Annotated in this window: 15 protein-coding genes; 5 read left to right on the top strand and 10 right to left on the bottom strand. The window is 55.7% G+C overall.

Features of this window, described 5'->3' with window-relative positions; translation table 11 throughout:
• Positions 1–73: 73 nt before the first annotated feature.
• The 5 genes from F0155_RS13200 to F0155_RS13180 form a co-directional block, all read right to left on the bottom strand.
• The gene (locus F0155_RS13200; protein ID WP_150524998.1) at positions 74–1,564 is read right to left on the bottom strand and encodes a hypothetical protein; all 1,491 of its coding nucleotides are present in this window, start codon (positions 1,562–1,564) and stop codon (positions 74–76) included.
• Between the two features lie 146 nt (positions 1,565–1,710).
• Positions 1,711–2,151, bottom strand: coding sequence for an RT0821/Lpp0805 family surface protein (locus F0155_RS13195; RefSeq protein ID WP_150524997.1), 441 nt, complete (start codon positions 2,149–2,151; stop codon positions 1,711–1,713).
• 124 nt (positions 2,152–2,275) lie between these two features.
• Positions 2,276–3,622 (bottom strand): ATP-binding protein, encoded by a 1,347-nt coding sequence (locus tag F0155_RS13190; protein ID WP_244303516.1) that lies wholly within the window; start codon positions 3,620–3,622, stop codon positions 2,276–2,278.
• 73 nt (positions 3,623–3,695) lie between these two features.
• Positions 3,696–4,364 (bottom strand): response regulator, encoded by a 669-nt coding sequence (locus tag F0155_RS13185; protein WP_150524995.1) that lies wholly within the window; start codon positions 4,362–4,364, stop codon positions 3,696–3,698.
• Between the two features lie 40 nt (positions 4,365–4,404).
• A complete protein-coding gene (locus F0155_RS13180) occupies positions 4,405–4,656 on the bottom strand; it encodes a PepSY domain-containing protein (protein ID WP_150524994.1) in 252 nt (83 codons plus the stop codon).
• A 278-nt stretch (positions 4,657–4,934) separates the two neighbouring features.
• Between F0155_RS13180 and F0155_RS13175 the strand changes: the two genes are divergently transcribed.
• Entirely contained in the window at positions 4,935–5,978 is a 1,044-nt protein-coding gene (locus tag F0155_RS13175) for an endonuclease/exonuclease/phosphatase family protein (RefSeq protein ID WP_150524993.1), read from the top strand.
• A 39-nt stretch (positions 5,979–6,017) separates the two neighbouring features.
• Here F0155_RS13175 and F0155_RS13170 read toward each other — a convergent pair whose 3' ends face one another.
• On the bottom strand, positions 6,018–6,770 hold the full coding sequence (locus F0155_RS13170) for a GGDEF domain-containing protein (protein ID WP_161599809.1): 753 nt from the start codon (positions 6,768–6,770) through the stop codon (positions 6,018–6,020).
• 559 nt (positions 6,771–7,329) lie between these two features.
• On the opposite strand from F0155_RS13170, the gene F0155_RS13165 reads away from it, so the two are divergent.
• Together F0155_RS13165 and F0155_RS13160 are read left to right on the top strand one after the other, a co-directional pair.
• Positions 7,330–8,022 (top strand): DUF1194 domain-containing protein, encoded by a 693-nt coding sequence (locus F0155_RS13165; protein WP_150524991.1) that lies wholly within the window; start codon positions 7,330–7,332, stop codon positions 8,020–8,022.
• 13 nt (positions 8,023–8,035) lie between these two features.
• Positions 8,036–8,743: a GNAT family N-acetyltransferase gene (locus F0155_RS13160; RefSeq protein WP_150524990.1), complete on the top strand. Its 708-nt coding sequence runs from the start codon at positions 8,036–8,038 to the stop codon at positions 8,741–8,743.
• A gap of 16 nt (positions 8,744–8,759) precedes the next feature.
• Here F0155_RS13160 and F0155_RS13155 read toward each other — a convergent pair whose 3' ends face one another.
• The 3 genes from F0155_RS13155 to thrS form a co-directional block, all read right to left on the bottom strand.
• Entirely contained in the window at positions 8,760–10,427 is a 1,668-nt protein-coding gene (locus tag F0155_RS13155) for a Na/Pi cotransporter family protein (RefSeq protein WP_150524989.1), read from the bottom strand.
• A gap of 366 nt (positions 10,428–10,793) precedes the next feature.
• The gene (locus F0155_RS13150; protein WP_150524988.1) at positions 10,794–11,636 is read right to left on the bottom strand and encodes a lysophospholipid acyltransferase family protein; all 843 of its coding nucleotides are present in this window, start codon (positions 11,634–11,636) and stop codon (positions 10,794–10,796) included.
• 150 nt (positions 11,637–11,786) lie between these two features.
• Positions 11,787–13,757, bottom strand: coding sequence for a threonine--tRNA ligase (gene thrS / locus F0155_RS13145; RefSeq protein WP_150524987.1), 1,971 nt, complete (start codon positions 13,755–13,757; stop codon positions 11,787–11,789).
• Positions 13,758–13,954: 197 nt separating this feature from the next.
• Between thrS and F0155_RS13140 the strand changes: the two genes are divergently transcribed.
• Complete coding sequence (locus F0155_RS13140; RefSeq protein ID WP_150524986.1) at positions 13,955–15,076, top strand: ATP-binding protein; 1,122 nt, start codon at positions 13,955–13,957, stop codon at positions 15,074–15,076.
• The gene (locus F0155_RS13135) at positions 15,073–17,040 is read left to right on the top strand and encodes an AAA family ATPase (protein ID WP_150524985.1); all 1,968 of its coding nucleotides are present in this window, start codon (positions 15,073–15,075) and stop codon (positions 17,038–17,040) included. The genes F0155_RS13140 and F0155_RS13135 overlap by 4 nt, the downstream gene beginning before the upstream one ends.
• 58 nt (positions 17,041–17,098) lie before the next feature.
• On the opposite strand, the gene F0155_RS13130 is transcribed toward F0155_RS13135, so the two are convergent.
• A partial coding sequence (locus F0155_RS13130) for an ATP-grasp domain-containing protein (RefSeq protein WP_425299928.1) occupies positions 17,099–17,664 on the bottom strand: 566 nt, incomplete at its 5' end.

The following is a 17,664-nucleotide window of genomic DNA, read 5'->3' as shown; positions in this document are numbered from 1 at the left end:
GGGAAACGCAAGCCCGTAATCGTGTGACCAGCCGTCGCGGGAGACGATATCCAACAGGCAGGCAGGAACGCCTTTAGGTCAGTTTGCTCACCGGTTTACGCGCAGCCGCACTGCTCGGCTTTTTTGCCTGCGATTGCGGAACCTTGAGGCCCAGCGCCGCTTGGCGGCTGCGCCGCAGCTGCGCGGCATATTCACCGCCATAGTAGAGTTCGCAGAGCATGATGGCTGTATCGACGGCACCCAGAACCGCTTTTTGCCGCGCGCCGGAAGCCGATGACAATTCGTTGATCAAGCCGCGAGTCATGATTTCCAGCATCTGCTCCACAGCCTGCCGGGTGCGCTTGTTCAAATCATTGACCGCAAATGTGTCCGGTGCGTTGCGCACCATGACAAACACACGAAGGGCTCGAATGGCATTGTCAGCAGTAGCCGCGTCAACGCGGAAGGTTCCATCCTTGTCGACAACCGGAACCTGAATGGCCTTGCGAAGCAGACCGGGAACCGATTCCAGTTCCTTGGCGACAAGTGCGCTCATGGTCCGCTTGATCTGCGTCAGGCGTTCACGCCATGTCCGGCTTTGGGAGAAGTCCAGATCAACTTCCAGAGCCTTGACCTGTTCGTGATAGTCCGAAAGGGCGACGGAGAAACCGATCGGATCGGGATTATACTTGCGATGCTCCTGCGCAAGAATCGAAAGCCGCTCGACCTCCGAAAGCGCCACATCCATCAGTGGCGCATAGCGGGACTTCGCCAGCTCGGCGAGATCATCTGTCTTTGCCAGACGCATTCCAAATACGGCAAGCGCAGCCGGATGGCTTGTGCGAGACAGCAGACCGGTCGCCAGAATATCCATGTCCGACGGGTGTTTCGCGAGAAACTCGGCTGTGCGTTGCATGAGGTCGGTATCGACCTTGAAGCGGTTGGGATGCAGGGTTTCGGAATAGGGTTCGAAAAACTCGAGAAGATCGGTCTCCAGCGCAAAAATGCGATAGATGTCGATCAGATCGGCAAGCCCCCGCGCGCCGCCCATCTCGGTCGACAGGCGCCGCTTGCTGACTTCGGCAACTTCCGAATTGTCCAATGCACCCCGGAAGGCTGCAAGGGCCCTCTCCTGCAAACCGTCGATCTCGACAGCCAATTCCTCATTCGAACAGGAGTTATCTGCGGCCCGATCCGCAACACGCGCTATTTCATTAGGCAGAACATCGCGCTTCAGCCAGACCCAGGTCTTGTTCAGGATGGAGCGATGAATGCGACCGGATTGCTTTTCCTTGAGTGTCTCATCAAGCAGATAATCATCCAGCGGACGGAAGAACATGCGCTGCAACTGGCTCTTGCGGATGGTGCCCGCGCGCTCGTTCTTGAAGGTCTCTTCAACCTTGTTGACTGGCTTCTCACCCCGGATAAGTCCAACGGATGCTTGAAGAATTACGTCGACATTCGGATCCACCCCGCCCTGCGACTGGGTCTTCTCCAGTCGGCTGACCAGCGACTGAACCGCACGCGGACTCAGCTCACCGAGGTAAGACTGGATCTTGTCCGAAACTAGCTTTGCATTCTTCATGATCTGAACTTTTCGGCCGAATAAATGGCCGTGTCAGTATTATGCGCAAAGCTTAAATAATTATTGACCTTACAAGGTATGCCCTTGAAGACACACGTAAAACGCGAACACTGAAAACAATCGGGAAAGCTACCGACACATTAGGCTCAGCTGAGCGTCTGCCAATTGCCGTTTTCGCTCTGGCAGGCTGTGCCGCGCGATTTCACTGTCTGGCCGCCAAGAGCCATCTCGTGCACGAACTCGCGGCACGTGGTGTCGTTGACGTGATAGACAGGCCCGGGTCGCACGGTGCCGCTGCGGCCCGTTTTCTCGTTTTTCCAGCCGATGGCAGCGCCAACGCCGTCCGTGCGCAAGGCCTGGCTTTGCGCTTCGGCAATCGCGCGATGATCTGAAGATTCCAGACCACGGGCAAAATCCTTGTTCAGGAGATTGGAAATGGCGGATTTGCCCTCATTTCCAGCCAGCGCACTGCCTGCTGCACCAAAGGAGGAATTGTATTGACCACCAGAGTTTTCAGCCGCGGTCAGCGAGGAACACCCGGCCAACCCCGTTAAGAGCATCAACAATGTGGCAACACGCGCTGACATTCATTTCCTCCGTCAGTATTCGCCGCCTACGTCAAACTTCCGCAACGACACGGACCTTGCAAGACCAATGTGGCCGAACTGCGCCCTAGGATGAAAACTATCCCTGACAAATATCACGAAACTCCTAAAGAGCCGGAAGCACGAGGCGTACTTTCAGCCCTCCAAGGCTGGAACGATCAAGATCCAGATGCCCACCATAGAGAGCGGACAGGTCTGCTACAATGGACAGGCCAAGCCCGGTGCCGGGAACGGTTTCATCCAACCGCCGCCCCCGTTTGACAGCTTCGCGCCTTTCTTCCTCGGAAAGACCCGGACCATCATCCTCGATCACGATTTCGAGCATTTCCCGGCCGCCACCTTCCGTCAAGGGCGTAGCGCGGGCAGTTACGGTCGAACTCGCCCATTTGCAGGCATTGTCGAGCAGGTTGCCGGTCATTTCCTCAAGGTCCTGACTTTCCCCGCGGAACCGCAGTTGGCGGGGCGCAGAAAGGTCAAGATCAAGCGCCCTGTCCATGTAGATCTTGTCCATCGCCCTTACAAGACGGCCCAGCACCGGTTCAACTTCGCAGGAGACGCCAATAACGCGTCTTTGCGCCGCCATCCGCGCCCGCTCGAGGTGATGCTGGATCTGGGTGGACATGATCCCCGCCTGCTCTCCCACCTTTTCGGCGAAAGCTCCTGAATGGGTCCTCGCTTCGTTCGAGATCACACTAAGAGGGGTTTTCAGGCCGTGCGCGAGATTGCCGACATGGGTGCGCGCGCGTTCCACGATTTCGCGGTTGGAAGTGATCAACGCATTCAGTTCAACAGCCAGCGGGGCGATTTCGGTCGGCAGGTTTTCATCGATCCTCTCCGCATCCCCCTTGCGCACATCGCTCAGGGATTGACGAAGACGAACGAGTGGACGCAACCCCACCCGAACCTGAAGGAAAACGGCACCGACAAGCCCGAGCCCGAAGAGGATCAGTGTCAGCGCAACCTGACGGGCAAATTCCGCGACCTCGGCCCTGAAATCGGCAGTGGCGACGGCAACCGCAATAATCATGCGATCAGACCCGAACTCGATCAGGCTCTGGTAATAGCGGACCTCGTGATTGGACTGGTCCTTGGCGAACCCGCTGAGCGACTGCTCCCCATCCAGTGGAGGAAGCGGCAGCGGGTCCCCGACCAGCGAAAGGGACGCGAACAGGATTTCACCGCTATCTGCCTTGCGGATGGTCCAGTACCAGCCGGAAAGTGGCAGGGCAAAACGCGGCTCACCAAGGCTGCGCGGCGCGCGAAAGGCGACCGGGGCATCGGCAGTATCGCTTTCGACCACCATATCCGCGACGATGGATTTTACATAAACCTCAAGCTGCGCATCAAAGGCCCGTTCCCCGGCAGCCCGATAGAGACTGACAAGGAAAAAGCCGGCAATCGCCAGCGCCAGTGTTGACCAGACGGCTGCCACAAATACAAGGCGTCCTGCCAGAGAGGTCTTTCGAGACGATGGGGAAGACGCAGGCGCAGAACTGTCCGGCTGGGCCTCTCCACTGCCCCCCGCTTCAAGCGTCACCGGCTTCCCCCATCCGGTATCCCAGACCACGAATGGTCTCGATCGTGTCCGAGCCGATCTTCTTGCGCAAACGCCCGACAAACACTTCGACCGTATTCGAATCCCGATCGAAATCCTGATCGTAGAGGTGCTCGGTCAGCTCGGTTCTCGAAATCACCTTACCCTGATGATGCAGCAGATAGGACAGCAGGCGATACTCGTGAGAGGTCAGCTTGACCGGGGAACCATCGACCGTCACCCGGCCCGAGCGGAGATCGAGACGCACGTTGCCGCAGGTCAGTTCGTTGGAGGCATGACCGGCAGCGCGGCGCACCAGCGCCCGCACCCGCGCCAGAACTTCTTCCATGTGAAAAGGCTTGGCCACATAGTCATCCGCCCCGGCATCAATCCCGGCTACCTTGTCGGACCAGCGATCGCGGGCTGTCAGGATGAGGACCGGCATGGTCCGACCGTCGCGCCGCCAGTTCTCAAGCACGGAGAGGCCGTCAAGCTTGGGAAGCCCGAGATCCAGAACGACCGCGTCGTAAGGTTCGGTGTCTCCAAGGAAATGCCCTTCTTCGCCATCAAAGGCGCTGTCGACCACGTAATCAGCCTCCTCGAGCGCTGTTACCAGCTGGCGGTTCAGGTCGGCATCATCTTCAACAACAAGAAGGCGCATCTCGGAAATCCGTTACTTTTAAAAAAGAAGAAGGGGAGCGTCAGTTTGCGCTGACGACCTTGGTCGTTACCTTGCCATCAATGAGGACAGACAAACGGTAGACATAACCGCCGCCTTCCTGACAAAGCTGGGCCTTGACGATTTCACCGCCAGCCTGAGACTGCACGGCAGCCAGTGGCTTTGCCTGTCCGGAGGCCACCACATTGCGGGCCTCTCCTTGAGAAAGACACGCGGCACTCGCCGGTCCGGCGAGGAAGAACACTACAGAAAAAAACGCAAGCAGTCGTGTCACGGGAAATCTTCCAGGTTTGCCGGTCAATCCCAACCGGTGGTTGGTACCCTTGTAGTTATATCTGGCTGAACATGACCTGAACGGGCGGTTCATGGCAAATGGAAATAGGTTAATGCCTTAAGCCAAGTATTTCCCGTTTTCCGGCCCTCGCCGCTCCGCTCTTTTTTCCTACCCTGCATGTTCCCCCGCCTATCCTGCGCATGACAGCTGTTCCAGTGTCGTGATACAATCATGTCGTTAGGGTATTTTACCAATATATATTGTTAAGGAATTCAATAATGGCTGATTATTTTCTCGCTTTCTGGAATTTGGAAAACCTTTTTGGTCCGGAAAATCATGCACATCGCCTGCCTTGGGTAGCAAGCCAGATCGCGAAGGATCTGAACGGATGGACACCGGCACTCTACCAGACAAAGCTCCGCCAGCTGGCCAGCATCATCCGCCAGATGAACGGCGGCAATGGTCCGGACATTCTCGGCATTTGCGAGGTTGAAGACCAGCATGTGCTGAAGGACCTCATTGCCGTCCTTGCCCCGGACTTGCCCAACCGCGACTATGATGTCATCGCAGAGACCAACGACCTCAGCTATCGCGGAATTGATACGGCCTTTTTGTATGACAAGACGCTGTTCAGCGTGGACCCGGCCCTTGTGTTCAATCACCGGGTCATGCGCAGAACCGGCACCCGCGATATCCTGCAGGCCACCTTCCGGACACAACAGAGTGGAAAGGAGCTGGTTGCGATGGCAAACCATTGGCCCTCGCGCCACGGCGGCGCAGGCGCCGAGGCCAGTGCCGGGTTCCGGGCGACCGCCGGCGAAACCCTCTCCTATTGGCACAGCCGCATCTTTGAAGAAGCTGCCAAGAAGGACCGCACGCCCGTCATTGCCTTTGGCGACATGAATGACGACCCATGGGATCGAAGCCTGACCATCAATGCCCTCGCCACCCGCGAACTTGGCGATGTGGAGCGGGCGAAATCACCGAAGTTCTACAATATTGCCTGGGAATACCTGACAGCGCAGGCAAAGGACCACAAGGGCAACGACCGGCTTCTGGAAGGCACCCTCTATTTTAACGACAACGGCAACGTATTCGACCACCTTCTGGTCAACCGCCCGCTGGTTGATCGCAAAACCGACAGCGAATTCAAGTATGTCGGCGGCAGCGGCGGCATTATCGCATTTCCGGAAATGGTGTCCCACAGGACCGGAGAAGGCCCGATTCGTTTCGGCCTGCCGAAAGGAAACGCGGCCAAGAATGTCAATGAAACAGGCTTTTCGGACCACTTCCCGGTTGGTTTGAAAATTCGCGAAGTCTAGGGCCAGCGCGAATTTGCTTCGTGCGCTCACCGAGCGCCGTCAGATCACGTTGCGTGTGGAACCAAGCCCCCAGTCGTCGTGATCTGACGCTTCTTCAAAACCGTCGCTCGGGATTTCCTCGCGCCACCGGTTTCGGCCGTCTTCCTTGGCCCTGTAGAGAGCCCGGTCGGCGGCTGAGATCGCAAAATCAATCGGGCTGTCCGTCGTATGCTCGCTCAGTCCGATGCTCACCGAAACGGATAGGCGTTCGTCCCCTACAACAAATCGCAGCCGCGAGACCTCGCTGCACAGCCTTGTGGCGAATTCGCCTGCCCTATCCCGGTTCACGTCCGGCAGGTAGACAAGAAACTCCTCGCCGCCCATACGGGCGACGATATCCCGGTCGCGCACAGTTTCCATGAGTGTTGCCGCGATCTGCACCAGCACCTCGTCCCCGACCGGATGACCAAACCGGTCGTTGATTGACTTGAAGTGATCAACGTCAACCATCATCACTGCGGCCTGTTTGACATTCATCTCCGCCTGCAATTCAAAGAACCGGCGGCGGGTGGTCGCACCAGTCAGTGCATCGGTCGCGTGCAGAAGCTTGATTGTCTTGTGGGCCAGTTGCAGATGCATGATCTGGCGGCAGGCAAAGAGCGCCATTGAAGACCCAAGCAAAAATGCAATCGTCGCCATGACGGGAATGGCGACCGCAAAAACATCTTCGGGAAGCAACAACCAACCGATAAGCGCCGTGGCAGCCATGGCAATGAATACACAGACGGATGTCCAGAAAAACACATCCTTCATGTTTCTCATCCGAAGCCTGTGCACACCCTTTATCACACGACCTACCTCAGAGTTATTCGCTACCTATAATTGAAAATACTCGGAAATATTGCTGAATTCCATAACATCGGTTGCATTTATCAACTTATAGATTTTAACTGATTGTTCTAAATACCTTCCTGATGCGCGCGATATGTGGAAATCTCTTGCAAAAGGGATAGCAGGATCGATTCATGCCTTCGCTCGCCGGGCTGGTCGAAAATCTCGCCAACAGATATGCTCGGCTAATAGCAACCTCAAAAGATAAGAACCTATCTGACCGTGTTTGGAGACTGTTCGGCAAGGAGCAGGTTGCAGGGCGATATGGTTTATCGTTCAAAACCTGCAACGCAGTAGAACTGTGTCCAAACGCGGCCTTCGGTGGCTTGCTCCGGCTCGCCGGACGGTGTTGCGCTGCTTGAACGGCCAGTCAGGCCGCCCTACGCAGCGCGCCTTGCCGGACAAACCGGACCAGAGCCATCAGATGGGTTTTTATTTTTTGAGGTTGGTATAAAATCGCGATCTTCAAAGGAATGCGTCGATGGTCGGGCGTTTCATCAAGACTGCTGCCTTGGGGCTCGCGCTCCCTTTTGTGACTGCCGCCAACAGCTCAGCCGCCTGCTCTCTGGCCCTCGTTTTGGCCATGGATGTGTCGGCCAGCGTGAATGACCGCGAGCATGACCTGCAACTGAAGGGCTTGTCCGGCGCACTGACAGACCCCTCTGTCATGACCGCGATCAGAAATGTCGGGGGCATCTGGCTCACCAGTTTCGAATGGAGCGGACGCTACAACCAGATTTCCCAGATCGACTGGCGTTTTGTCCGGGCGGAGGACGAAATTCACGCCGCAGCGGACCAAATTGCAGCCCAGCCCCGCTCCCAGACCGAGTTCCCCACAGCGCTTGGCCACGCCCTCGGCCACGCCTCCATCCTGCTTCAAAATGCACCTGAAACCTGCGCACGCAAAGTCATCGACGTGGCCGGGGACGGCATCAACAATGAAGGCTTTGGCCCTGCCAGCGCCTATGGTGCCTTTCGCTTCTCAGACGTGACGGTCAACGGTCTGGTGATTGCCGAAGATCAGGACACGGAGCGTTACTATCTTGAGGAAGTCATCCATGGTCCCGGAGCGTTCGTTGAAGTTACCCGCAGTTTCGAGGACTATCGGGACGCCATGACTCGAAAACTGCTCCGTGAAATCCGCGGCGACCAGTTTGCTTCCATCCACCACTGATCTGAATTGACTGATGAACGAACCTTTGCTGAACGCGCTTGGCCAACCGATTGGTGCGCCGGTTTCCCAGACATTTCCGCGCCCGCGTCCTCCACGCACGCAGATGACGGGCCAGTTCTGCTCCCTTGTGGCTACAGACCCGAAAGCCCATGCTTCAGCCCTGTTCGAGGCCTTTGCAAAGGACACGGACGGGCGAAACTGGACGTATCTGCCCTATGGCCCGTTTGAGCAGGAAAAGGACTTAGCCAGCTGGATGGCAGCTGCTTGCGCCGGTCAGGACCCGCTGTTTCATACCATCCTTGACCCCTTAGGCACGCCAATCGGACTGGCGAGCTTTTTGCGGATCGATGAAAAGGTCGGCAGCATCGAGGTGGGGCACATCCATTTTTCGCCCCTGCTCCAGCGCCACCCGGCAGCGACTGAGGCCATGTTCCTGATGATGCGGCGGGTGTTCGATGAACTGGGCTATCGCCGCTACGAATGGAAATGCGACGCGCTCAACGCCCCCTCCTGCAAGGCAGCAGAGCGGCTCGGCTTCCAGTATGAGGGCACGTTCCGCCAAGCCACCCACTACAAGGGCCGCAACCGCGACACAGCCTGGTTTGCGATCATCGACACCGACTGGCCCGCTATAAAAGCCGCGTTCGAAGCCTGGCTTTCACCGGAGAATTTTGACGATACGGGTCAGCAGAAGACCCGCCTGCAGACGATGAAGAGCTGAGCCTCAAGCTCAGCTCCTACCCATGCTGCAAGCGGCTGCGCAGGAGTTCGCCGCGCTCTTCCAGGATCGGATAGCCGATCATGGAGAAAGACGTGTTGATGAGCTTCAGGGTGTTCAGCACATCGAGATGGAAGGCGCTGGTCTCGATGGACTCCGAATTTCCCGCCCCCAGCCGCTCCATGTGCTGCTTTTGCAGATTGTTCAAAAGCTGCCGGGTCCGCTCTTTCTGCTGCACCAGATGCCGCGCGGATTCCGGATTTTGCGTCAAAAGCACATCGATACCCAGCTGGATATTGTGCAGGACGAGGTCAAAAAACTCGTCCAGTTCCGCCCGCCCTTCGGCAGAAAACTGCAGCTTTTGTTCCTTGAGCCGCAGAAACACCCGCAAAAGCTTGTTGGACATGAGGTCCGTTGCCGTTTCCAGACTGATGGCGGTGGATGTCAGCGCCTGTGCCTTATGGATCTCCTCCGGCGTGCACTTGCTGGCCTCGATCTTGGCCAGAAAGAACTTCAGCTCCTGAAACCGGCCCAAGACCTGAACCAAAGCCCGGCGGATGCGCTTGCTGTCTTCCTTGGTCATGTCGGGAGACTTGCTCCAGATTTCCCGAATACCGGCCTCCAGCAACTCCGCAAGTCGCAGGGTCTCGCGAACAGCCCCCGTCATGGCGCGCTGCGGATCGGAAAGGGCCTCCGGATTGAGAGCCGTCACGCTTGAAAAAAGGTCCTTGTCCTCGTCCTTCTTGTCCTCGGGCACGATCTGTTTGGCCAGTTTCGCAACCAGCGACACGAAGGGCAGCCCGAGAACCAGCAGGCAGGAATTGAACAGGAGGTGGAAGTTGATCACCTGTTGTGCGGGCGAACCACCGGGAATGTCAAAGATATAGCCAAACCGGCTGAGCAGGATCAGAACGATCGCAGCCCCGCCACCGCGTAGCAAAAGGTTGCCGAACACCATCTGACGCGAGGCCGCTGGCGCCGAGTAGGTCAGCACGAAGGCGATGAAGGCGCCGCCGAGGTTTGCCCCCAGCACCATGGCAAGCGCAGCTGGCATTGGCAGGATGCCCTGCCCGGCCAGTGTCACCCAAAGGAGAACCGAGGCAACGCTGGAATGCACCGCCCAGGTGAACAGGGCCGACACCAGAAAGGCCACGGCAAGATCGCCGCTGAGATAAACCATCACCAGCTTGGCCGTCTCGCTGTGCTGCAGCGGTGCGCTTGCCTGCCCCAAAAGATCAAGGGAGAGAAAGATCAGCGCAAGGCCGATCATGATCCGGCCCGTTTGCCGCAGCCGCTCCGTCCGCCCCTTCAGATGCAATCCGCCGCCCAGCAACAACAAGACGGGCATGGCGAAATCCGGCCGGGCAATCAGAAGCTGGGTCACCGCAGCCGACCCGAGATCTGCGCCAAGCAGGATGGCAAGCCCGGCGGGCGCGGCAAAGAGACCATTTGCCAGAAAGCCGGAAGTCAGGACAGCAACGGCCGTCGAGCTTTGCAGAAGCAGCGCAGACACCGCGCCGGTCAGCGCTGCCCGGAACCTGTTTTTGGTCGAATGCCGCAGCCATTTGCGCAAATCGCTGCCAAGCGTTCGCTCAAACCCGGTCCGGACCAGCCGAACGGCCCAAATGAGAAGCGCAGCCGCACCGGCCACCTTGATTGCAAAACTGAAAAAGCCGAATTCGTTCATTGTTGTCCTTCTTGGCGGCTTGCTGAAAAAGCGCACATTGTACGCTTTTCTTCGCCAATCTAGGCATTCTCATGACGAAAGGGAAGTCCCCTCGTCAGATACCCAAATCAGCACCAGACGCCTGAAAAGGATTTCACTTTTTGGCCGCTCCGTCCAACAACGAGCCCCCGCAGGCCTCTATCTGAAGCTGCATTTTTTGGGCTATCCACCAGTTTCGGAGTTTTGGAACAAAGACGGAAAATGTCTTACGTCCGGGGAAGCGAGAACCGTGCAGACATATGGGAGATTCAAGTCCCCCCAAACGGGAAAGAGGAACTCGTCCAAGCGGGCTTGATCCATCGCGCAATTTTCAATGGTGAGATTGGATTACCGCCCGAGCAGCCGCTTGTGCTTGTCGGCGGGGCCCATTTCCATGACCTTGTCGAACAGGAAATTGGTGATTTCCTTCTGGTCCTTGAAACCGGACAGGGTTTCATAGGGAATGGCTGCGCCCGCGCGGGCGGTGATGACATGGCCGATGATGCGGCGGAACTCGCGCACCAGAAGAGCAAGGCGCAAGGTGAGCGAAAAGCCGCTGACCCAATGAAACAGCCACGAGTTCTGGCCTTCAAAATAGATTGGCAGAACCGTTGCCCTTGAAGACCGGATCAGCTTGGCGGTGAAGGTCTTCCATGGAAACTCCTCGGCTCGGCCGAAAGGTTTGGGCGCGGTCGCCACCCCGCCGCCGGGAAAGACGATGATCGTCGTCCCGTTCGCCAGAAGCTCCAGCGCCTCCTTGCGGGTGTTCATGTTGGTCCTCAGCGCTTCCTTCGTTTCCTCAAAATCAACGGGAAGCGAATAAGGCCGAACCTCCGGCACCTTCAAAAGCTCGTTGTTGATCATGATCTTGAAGGGGCGACCCAGCTGCTCGGCAAGCGCAAGGATCGCAAGGCCGTCGCCAATGCCATAGGGGTGGTTGGCAACAATTACCAGCGGCCCTTCGGGAAGGTTCTTGGGCGGCCACTCCCCTGCGCTGACCGAAACGCCGACATTGATCAGGGCGAGCAGATCACTCCAGATATGCTCGGACGTGCCGACGATGGACGTGCGCCAGATCTCGTAAAGATCCATCAGCTTGCGGCGACCAGACAGGCCTTCGATGGTGCGGATCACCATGCGCTTGTGCCAGGGGTGGTCGGGATTGGCGTAGCTGAATTCGGCGTGATCCAAGTGGGTCGCTCTCGCTCGGGCAAAGTCTCTGTTTCATCCGGCATACATGCGCGAATGTTTCAACTTCATGACAGCCTACATAAGAAAGGGGAAAGTTCATCACAAGATGACGAACTTTCCCCTGTTGGTGCTAAACAATTCCTGACGGAATTACTTCATATCCGGCGGAACGGCTTCCGAACGGAAGGCCTCGATGGCCTCGTCCAGCGTCATCGCCGTCTGGTCCTTGGACCCGAGGCGGCGAATATTCACCGTCTTTTCTTCCGCTTCACGCATGCCGCAGACCACGATGGCCGGAACCTTGGCCAGCGAGTGTTCGCGGACCTTGTAGTTGATCTTCTCGTTGCGGAAATCCGTGTCCACCTTGAGACCCGCAGCCCGCAGCTTGTCGGCAACTTCGCGGCCATAGTCATCCGCCTCGGAGGTGATCGTCGCCACCACCACCTGCAGCGGCGCAAGCCACAGCGGGAAGTGTCCGGCATAGTTCTCGATCAGGATGCCGAGGAACCGTTCCATGGAGCCGCAGATTGCGCGGTGGATCATCACCGGCGTCTGCTTCTCGCCGTTGTTGTCGACGTAAAACGCGCCAAAGCGCTCCGGCAGGTTGAAGTCGACCTGCGTGGTGCCGCACTGCCATTCACGGCCAATGGCATCGCGCAGGGTATATTCGAACTTCGGACCGTAGAACGCGCCCTCACCCGGCAGAATGTCGGTCTCAACCCGGCCACCGGACTGTTCCTTGATCTGCTCCAGAACCTTGCCCATCACCTCTTCGGCATGATCCCAAAGCTCGTCCGAGCCGACCCGCTTTTCCGGGCGGGTGGAGAGCTTCACGACGATCTTTTCAAAGCCGAAATGCTCATAGACCGACAGGATCAGGTCGTTGATCTTGAGGCATTCCGCCGCCATTTGCTCATCGGTGCAGAAAACGTGGGCATCGTCCTGCGTGAAGCCGCGCACGCGCATCAACCCGTGCATCGCGCCGGACGGCTCGTAGCGGTGAACCACGCCGAACTCGGCCATGCGCAGCGGCAGGTCGCGGTAGCTCTTCAGACCGTGCTTGAAGATCTGGATATGGCCCGGACAGTTCATCGGCTTCAGCGCGAAGACGTGGGCGTCCTCGTCTTCCGGATCTGCGCCCTGAACGGCAAACATGTTTTCCTTGTACCAGGCCCAGTGACCGGAGGTCTCCCACAGCTTGGTGGACAGAACCTGCGGCGCGTTGACTTCCTGATAGTCGCCAGACAGGCGCCGACGCATGTAGGACACCAGCGTCTGGAACAACCGCCAGCCCTTGTCATGCCAGAAGACAACGCCCGGCCCCTCTTCCTGGAAGTGGAACAGGTCCATTTCCCGGCCAAGCTTGCGGTGGTCACGCTTTTCGGCCTCTTCCAGCATGTGGAGATAGGCCTTCAGGTCCTTGTCGCTCGACCAGGCGGTGCCGTAAATGCGCGACAGCATCGGGTTGTTGCTGTCCCCGCGCCAATAGGCCCCGGCCACCTTCATCAGCTTGAAGGCGGTGCCGATGCGGCCCGTTGCGTCCATGTGCGGACCACGGCAGAGGTCGAACCAGTCGCCCTGCTTGTAGATCTTGATGTCCTGACCTTCCGGGATCGCGTCCACAAGCTCAACCTTGTAGTCCTCGCCCATCTCGGCAAAGACCTGCTTGGCCTTTTCGCGGGACCACAGTTCCTTGGTAAAAGGCTGATTGCGCTGGATGATCTCGCGCATCTTCTTCTCGATCACTTCCAGATCGTCGGTCGTGAACGGCCAGTTTTCCTTGGTCTCGGGATGAACGCGCTTGAAGTCATAGTAAAAGCCGTTCTCGATCACCGGACCGATGGTCACCTGCGTGTGCGGCCACAGCTCCTGCACCGCTTCGGCAAGAACATGCGCGGAATCGTGGCGGATCAGCTCAACCGCGCGCGGGTCGTCACGGGTGACGATCTCGATGGCGGAGTTTTTGGAAATCGGATCGGCGAGATCGGCCAGTTCCCCGTCCAGCGCAACGGCAACGGCCTTCTTGGCCAAAGACTTGGAAATGCTGGCAGCCACATCGGCGCCGGTCACCCCGTCTTCAAACTCGCGCACGGAATTGTCGGGAAAGGTCAGCTTAATCATGCATTTTCTCCTGCTCACTCCTGCAGACAAGGCAGGTAAGCGATTGGTGTTCAATGGGCGGGGCAAGCTTTAGGGGATTTGGGGACCAAGGGCAACAGGCGCAAGGGCAAATGAAAAGTACGCGCCTCTCGCCGCTTGACAATTATACACTTTTGAATAAATTCAATTTTGAATAATCTCAATCATAGGTTTCTTTCATGCATAACAGAATAAAAGAACGTGCATTGCTAAAACGGAAATTATCGGCTGGCGTAAACATACAAATGCCCGCACCTCGTAGAATCGGAAAGACATGGACCGCTGGAAAACTTGCTGACGACCTTCGAAAAGAAGATTGGGCTGTGGTCGAACTTGACGTTGAAGGGATGCGAACCATCGAAGAGTTCGCAAGAAAACTAGCAAAAAAAATCGAAGGACAATCAAAGCTCAAGGATCGCTTTCTGGCTCATGTCAGCACCCGTCTCGACAATCTGCTAGGCGGCAATTGGGGCACAAATCCCATTGATGCCTTGAGTAATATAGACCCGGTAGAATTTCTCGAGACACTGATCGAAGCGTTGAATGACAACAGTTTCCCGACTGTTATCATTATAGATGAAATCGCATATTTCATACTAGCGCTCGCGGAACAAGATCAGACCTCTGCTCACGGGTTCTCTTACAAACTGCGCGGCATCCAACAGCAATTTAAGAATGTACGCTGGTTGCTTACTGGCTCTATCGGGCTCGATACCATCGCCAGAAGGTATGATCTTGAAGGCGCATTTGTAGACTTCGAAAAATTCGTTCTCGAGCCGTTTACAAAGGGCGAAGCCCGTTCATTTTTGCTAGACGAAAAAATTCAAGAACTTTTCAATCACAAGTTCACCGCCTCTGAGAAAGTTCTCGATCAAATGTTTGATGAACTCGGATGGCTTGCGCCTTATTATTTAAAACTGATCGCAAACGAAATCCGACCCTCGATCAACAACTCTGACAACGGACCGGACGAAGCCACACGGGAGGATTTTGAAGCAGCGTTTGATAAGTTGCTTCAACCTTCGCGCAAATCCGACTTTGCAGTCTGGCGCGAACATGTACGCAAAAACCTTACAAAGTCTGACAGCGATCTGGCCATGCAGCTGTTGCATAAGCTTTGCGAACAAACATCAGGCGAAACAATTGAAACTTTACTGGCATCACTTTCAAAGCCGAACAGGCGGTCAATCAAGGATACGCTCGACATCCTTGTAACCGACGGGTTGCTAGTAAAGAACTCAGGTAGATTTGCATTTCGATCAGGATTGGTGCGTCGATATTGGCAGGAGTACGAGGCATGAAGACTGTCATCCCCAATCCGGCTCTCTACAATCAATCCACATTGAACGACGACGATTTCGTTGAGAGTTTTGTCGCCAGACATAAAATCCTGGAAGCCTTGCTTCGCCGTCTGCGAGCCCAAAATCAGGACGAAGCAGGACAGCACGACCTCCTTGTTGGCTCCAGAGGCATGGGCAAGACCTCCCTCCTTAGAAGACTGGCGATTGGTATTTCGAGAGATCCACATCTCTCAACCCGCTTCATCCCTCTTCGTTTCAGGGAAGAGCAGTATAATGTTCTTTCACTCGGAGATTTTTGGCGGAACTGCGGAGAATCTCTCGCAGAATGGGCAGAAGAAAACAATCAGCAAGAGTTGGCCGACCAACTAGACGAAGAAATGGTCTCCGAAAAATGGAAGTCTGACGGTGGAGCCGAAGAAGCATTCCGCGAAGCTTTACGCTGCCTCAACCGGCGCGCGATCCTGCTCGTGGACAATCTTGATCTCATTTTGGATGCGTTGAGAGACGAAGAACATTGGACTTTGAGGCGCCACCTGCAGGATAGGGAAGGCTCAATTCTCATTGGCGCAGCAACCCAGTCGCTTCAGCAATCCGCGGACAGCAAGGCGGCGTTCTATGAATTTTTTCAGCCACATCACATGGATCCGCTGGACGCACGAGAAACAGAAGAGTGCATGCGGTCGTTGGCTGAAAGACGCGGCGAGCATGGTGAACCTGTAATCCAGATCCTGGACACCCAACCGGAACGCCTGAAAGTTCTGCACACATTAACCGGGGGCAATCCCCGCGTTCTTACCTTGATTTACCGGTTGCTTGAAACGGAGGAATCCGACGCTGCAATGGCCGATCTTGAGCTTCTGCTTGATCAGGTAACACCCTACTACAAGGCACGTGTGGAGGAGTACCAAACCCCGCAACAGCGCGCAATCATCGACGCGATTGCACTCCATTGGGACCCGGTCACCACGGGAAAATTGAGCGAAATTACAGGCATCACGTCCACGACTTTGTCGCCTCAACTGAGCCGTCTTCGAAAGGACGGGTTGATCGAGAGCGTAGAGACATCCGGCTCCTACAAAGGACACCAGATTACTGAGCGCTTCTTGAACATCTGGTATTTGATGCGCCACGGGACACGCCGCACCAAACAAAAATTGCGCTGGCTGGTAAGCTTTCTGACCTGTTTTTATGCGCGAAATGAATTGGATATTATCGCCGCTAAGTTTAGTGCATTAGCTCAACGAACAGATCGGCAGAAGCAATTCAAAACAGCACTGGACATTGCACTCGAACAGTCGAGCGATGTACATCAAGCTGCACAACGTATAAAAGATTTTATCGTAGAAAAACCAACAGAAAGCCTAGAGATAAAGAAAAAATTTATAAAAACCCTAAGAAAAAAGAATGACATATACTTTTTCTCAGGATTAATGCTTTTGGATTTCACCAATGAATACAACATAGCAAAAGACATGCTTTCATTTATAGAATATGAAAGTAGCGATTATTATAAATTTGAACTAGCTTGGGCCTATTTACTTTCTGATGAATCTGCAAATATCAAAATAACAAAAGAAGAAAAAAGCAACAATAAAACAAGAGTGCAATTCATCCAATCTGCAGAGTTCATACTAGAAAGAAAAATCGATAAATCATTAGAATATCTAGGAAAAATCCTCAACGAAAAGGAGTTTCAGCTTACCATTTTTAATCAAATTGATTGCGTAAGACTTTTTAGATTATTTGAAATGCACGGAGAGGGCGAAAATTTACTTTCATGGTTGAAAGAAACGGGACAGGCGGAAGTTAATACCCCGCTGTTCGTTGCGTACAGCGCTTATCTCTATGGAAAAGACCAAATCAAAGATGTCAACCCCGAGGTCAGAGCCACCGCGCAAACTCTGTTCAACCTGCTTGACGCACCGAGACAATATGCAAAAGTTTCTGGCGACAATGAACGTTGATGAATGGGTGAATATCAAAACTCGCAAATATTAAGATCTCAACTTAGGTAAATCCCCTTCACCTTGCCTCCAGCCTGCGAACAAACCAGCGGATCATCTGGTCCCAGACGGCGTCTTTTTCGGCGACGTCTTCGCAGCCGTGGTCGAGGTTGGGGTTGTCGTTGACTTCGATGACCACGGCGCGGTCGCCGAAGACTTTCATGTCGACACCGTAGAACCCGTCACCAATGAGACGCGCGGCGCGGACGGCGATGTCGATGACAGCGGGCGGGGCCTCGGCAAGGGTGACGGTCTTGAACCCGCCCTCGACGGATTTCTTGCCCTCCTGGTGGCGCACGATCTGCCAGTGTTTCTTGGCCATGAGGTATTGCACGGCGAACAGCGGCTCGCCGTCCAGAACGCCAATGCGCCAGTCAAAATCGGTCGGGCAATATTCCTGCGCCAGCACGATAGCACTGTCCTGAAACAGGCTCTTCACCCGCGCCTTGATCTCCGCGTCCCCCGCCTCCTTGAAGACACCGCGGCTGAACGAGCCATCCGGGATTTTCAGAACCACCGGCGAGCCCAGCTGGACACCCGCAAAAACCCAATGATTTTGGCTTGGCCTTTTAGGAGCAGCCGTTT

Source organism: Roseibium sediminis (assembly GCF_008711325.1).
Classification (GTDB): Bacteria; Pseudomonadota; Alphaproteobacteria; order Rhizobiales; family Stappiaceae; genus Roseibium; species Roseibium sediminis.
Note: the sequence above shows the minus strand (reverse complement) of the source record. Positions and strands in the feature narration are given on the sequence as shown.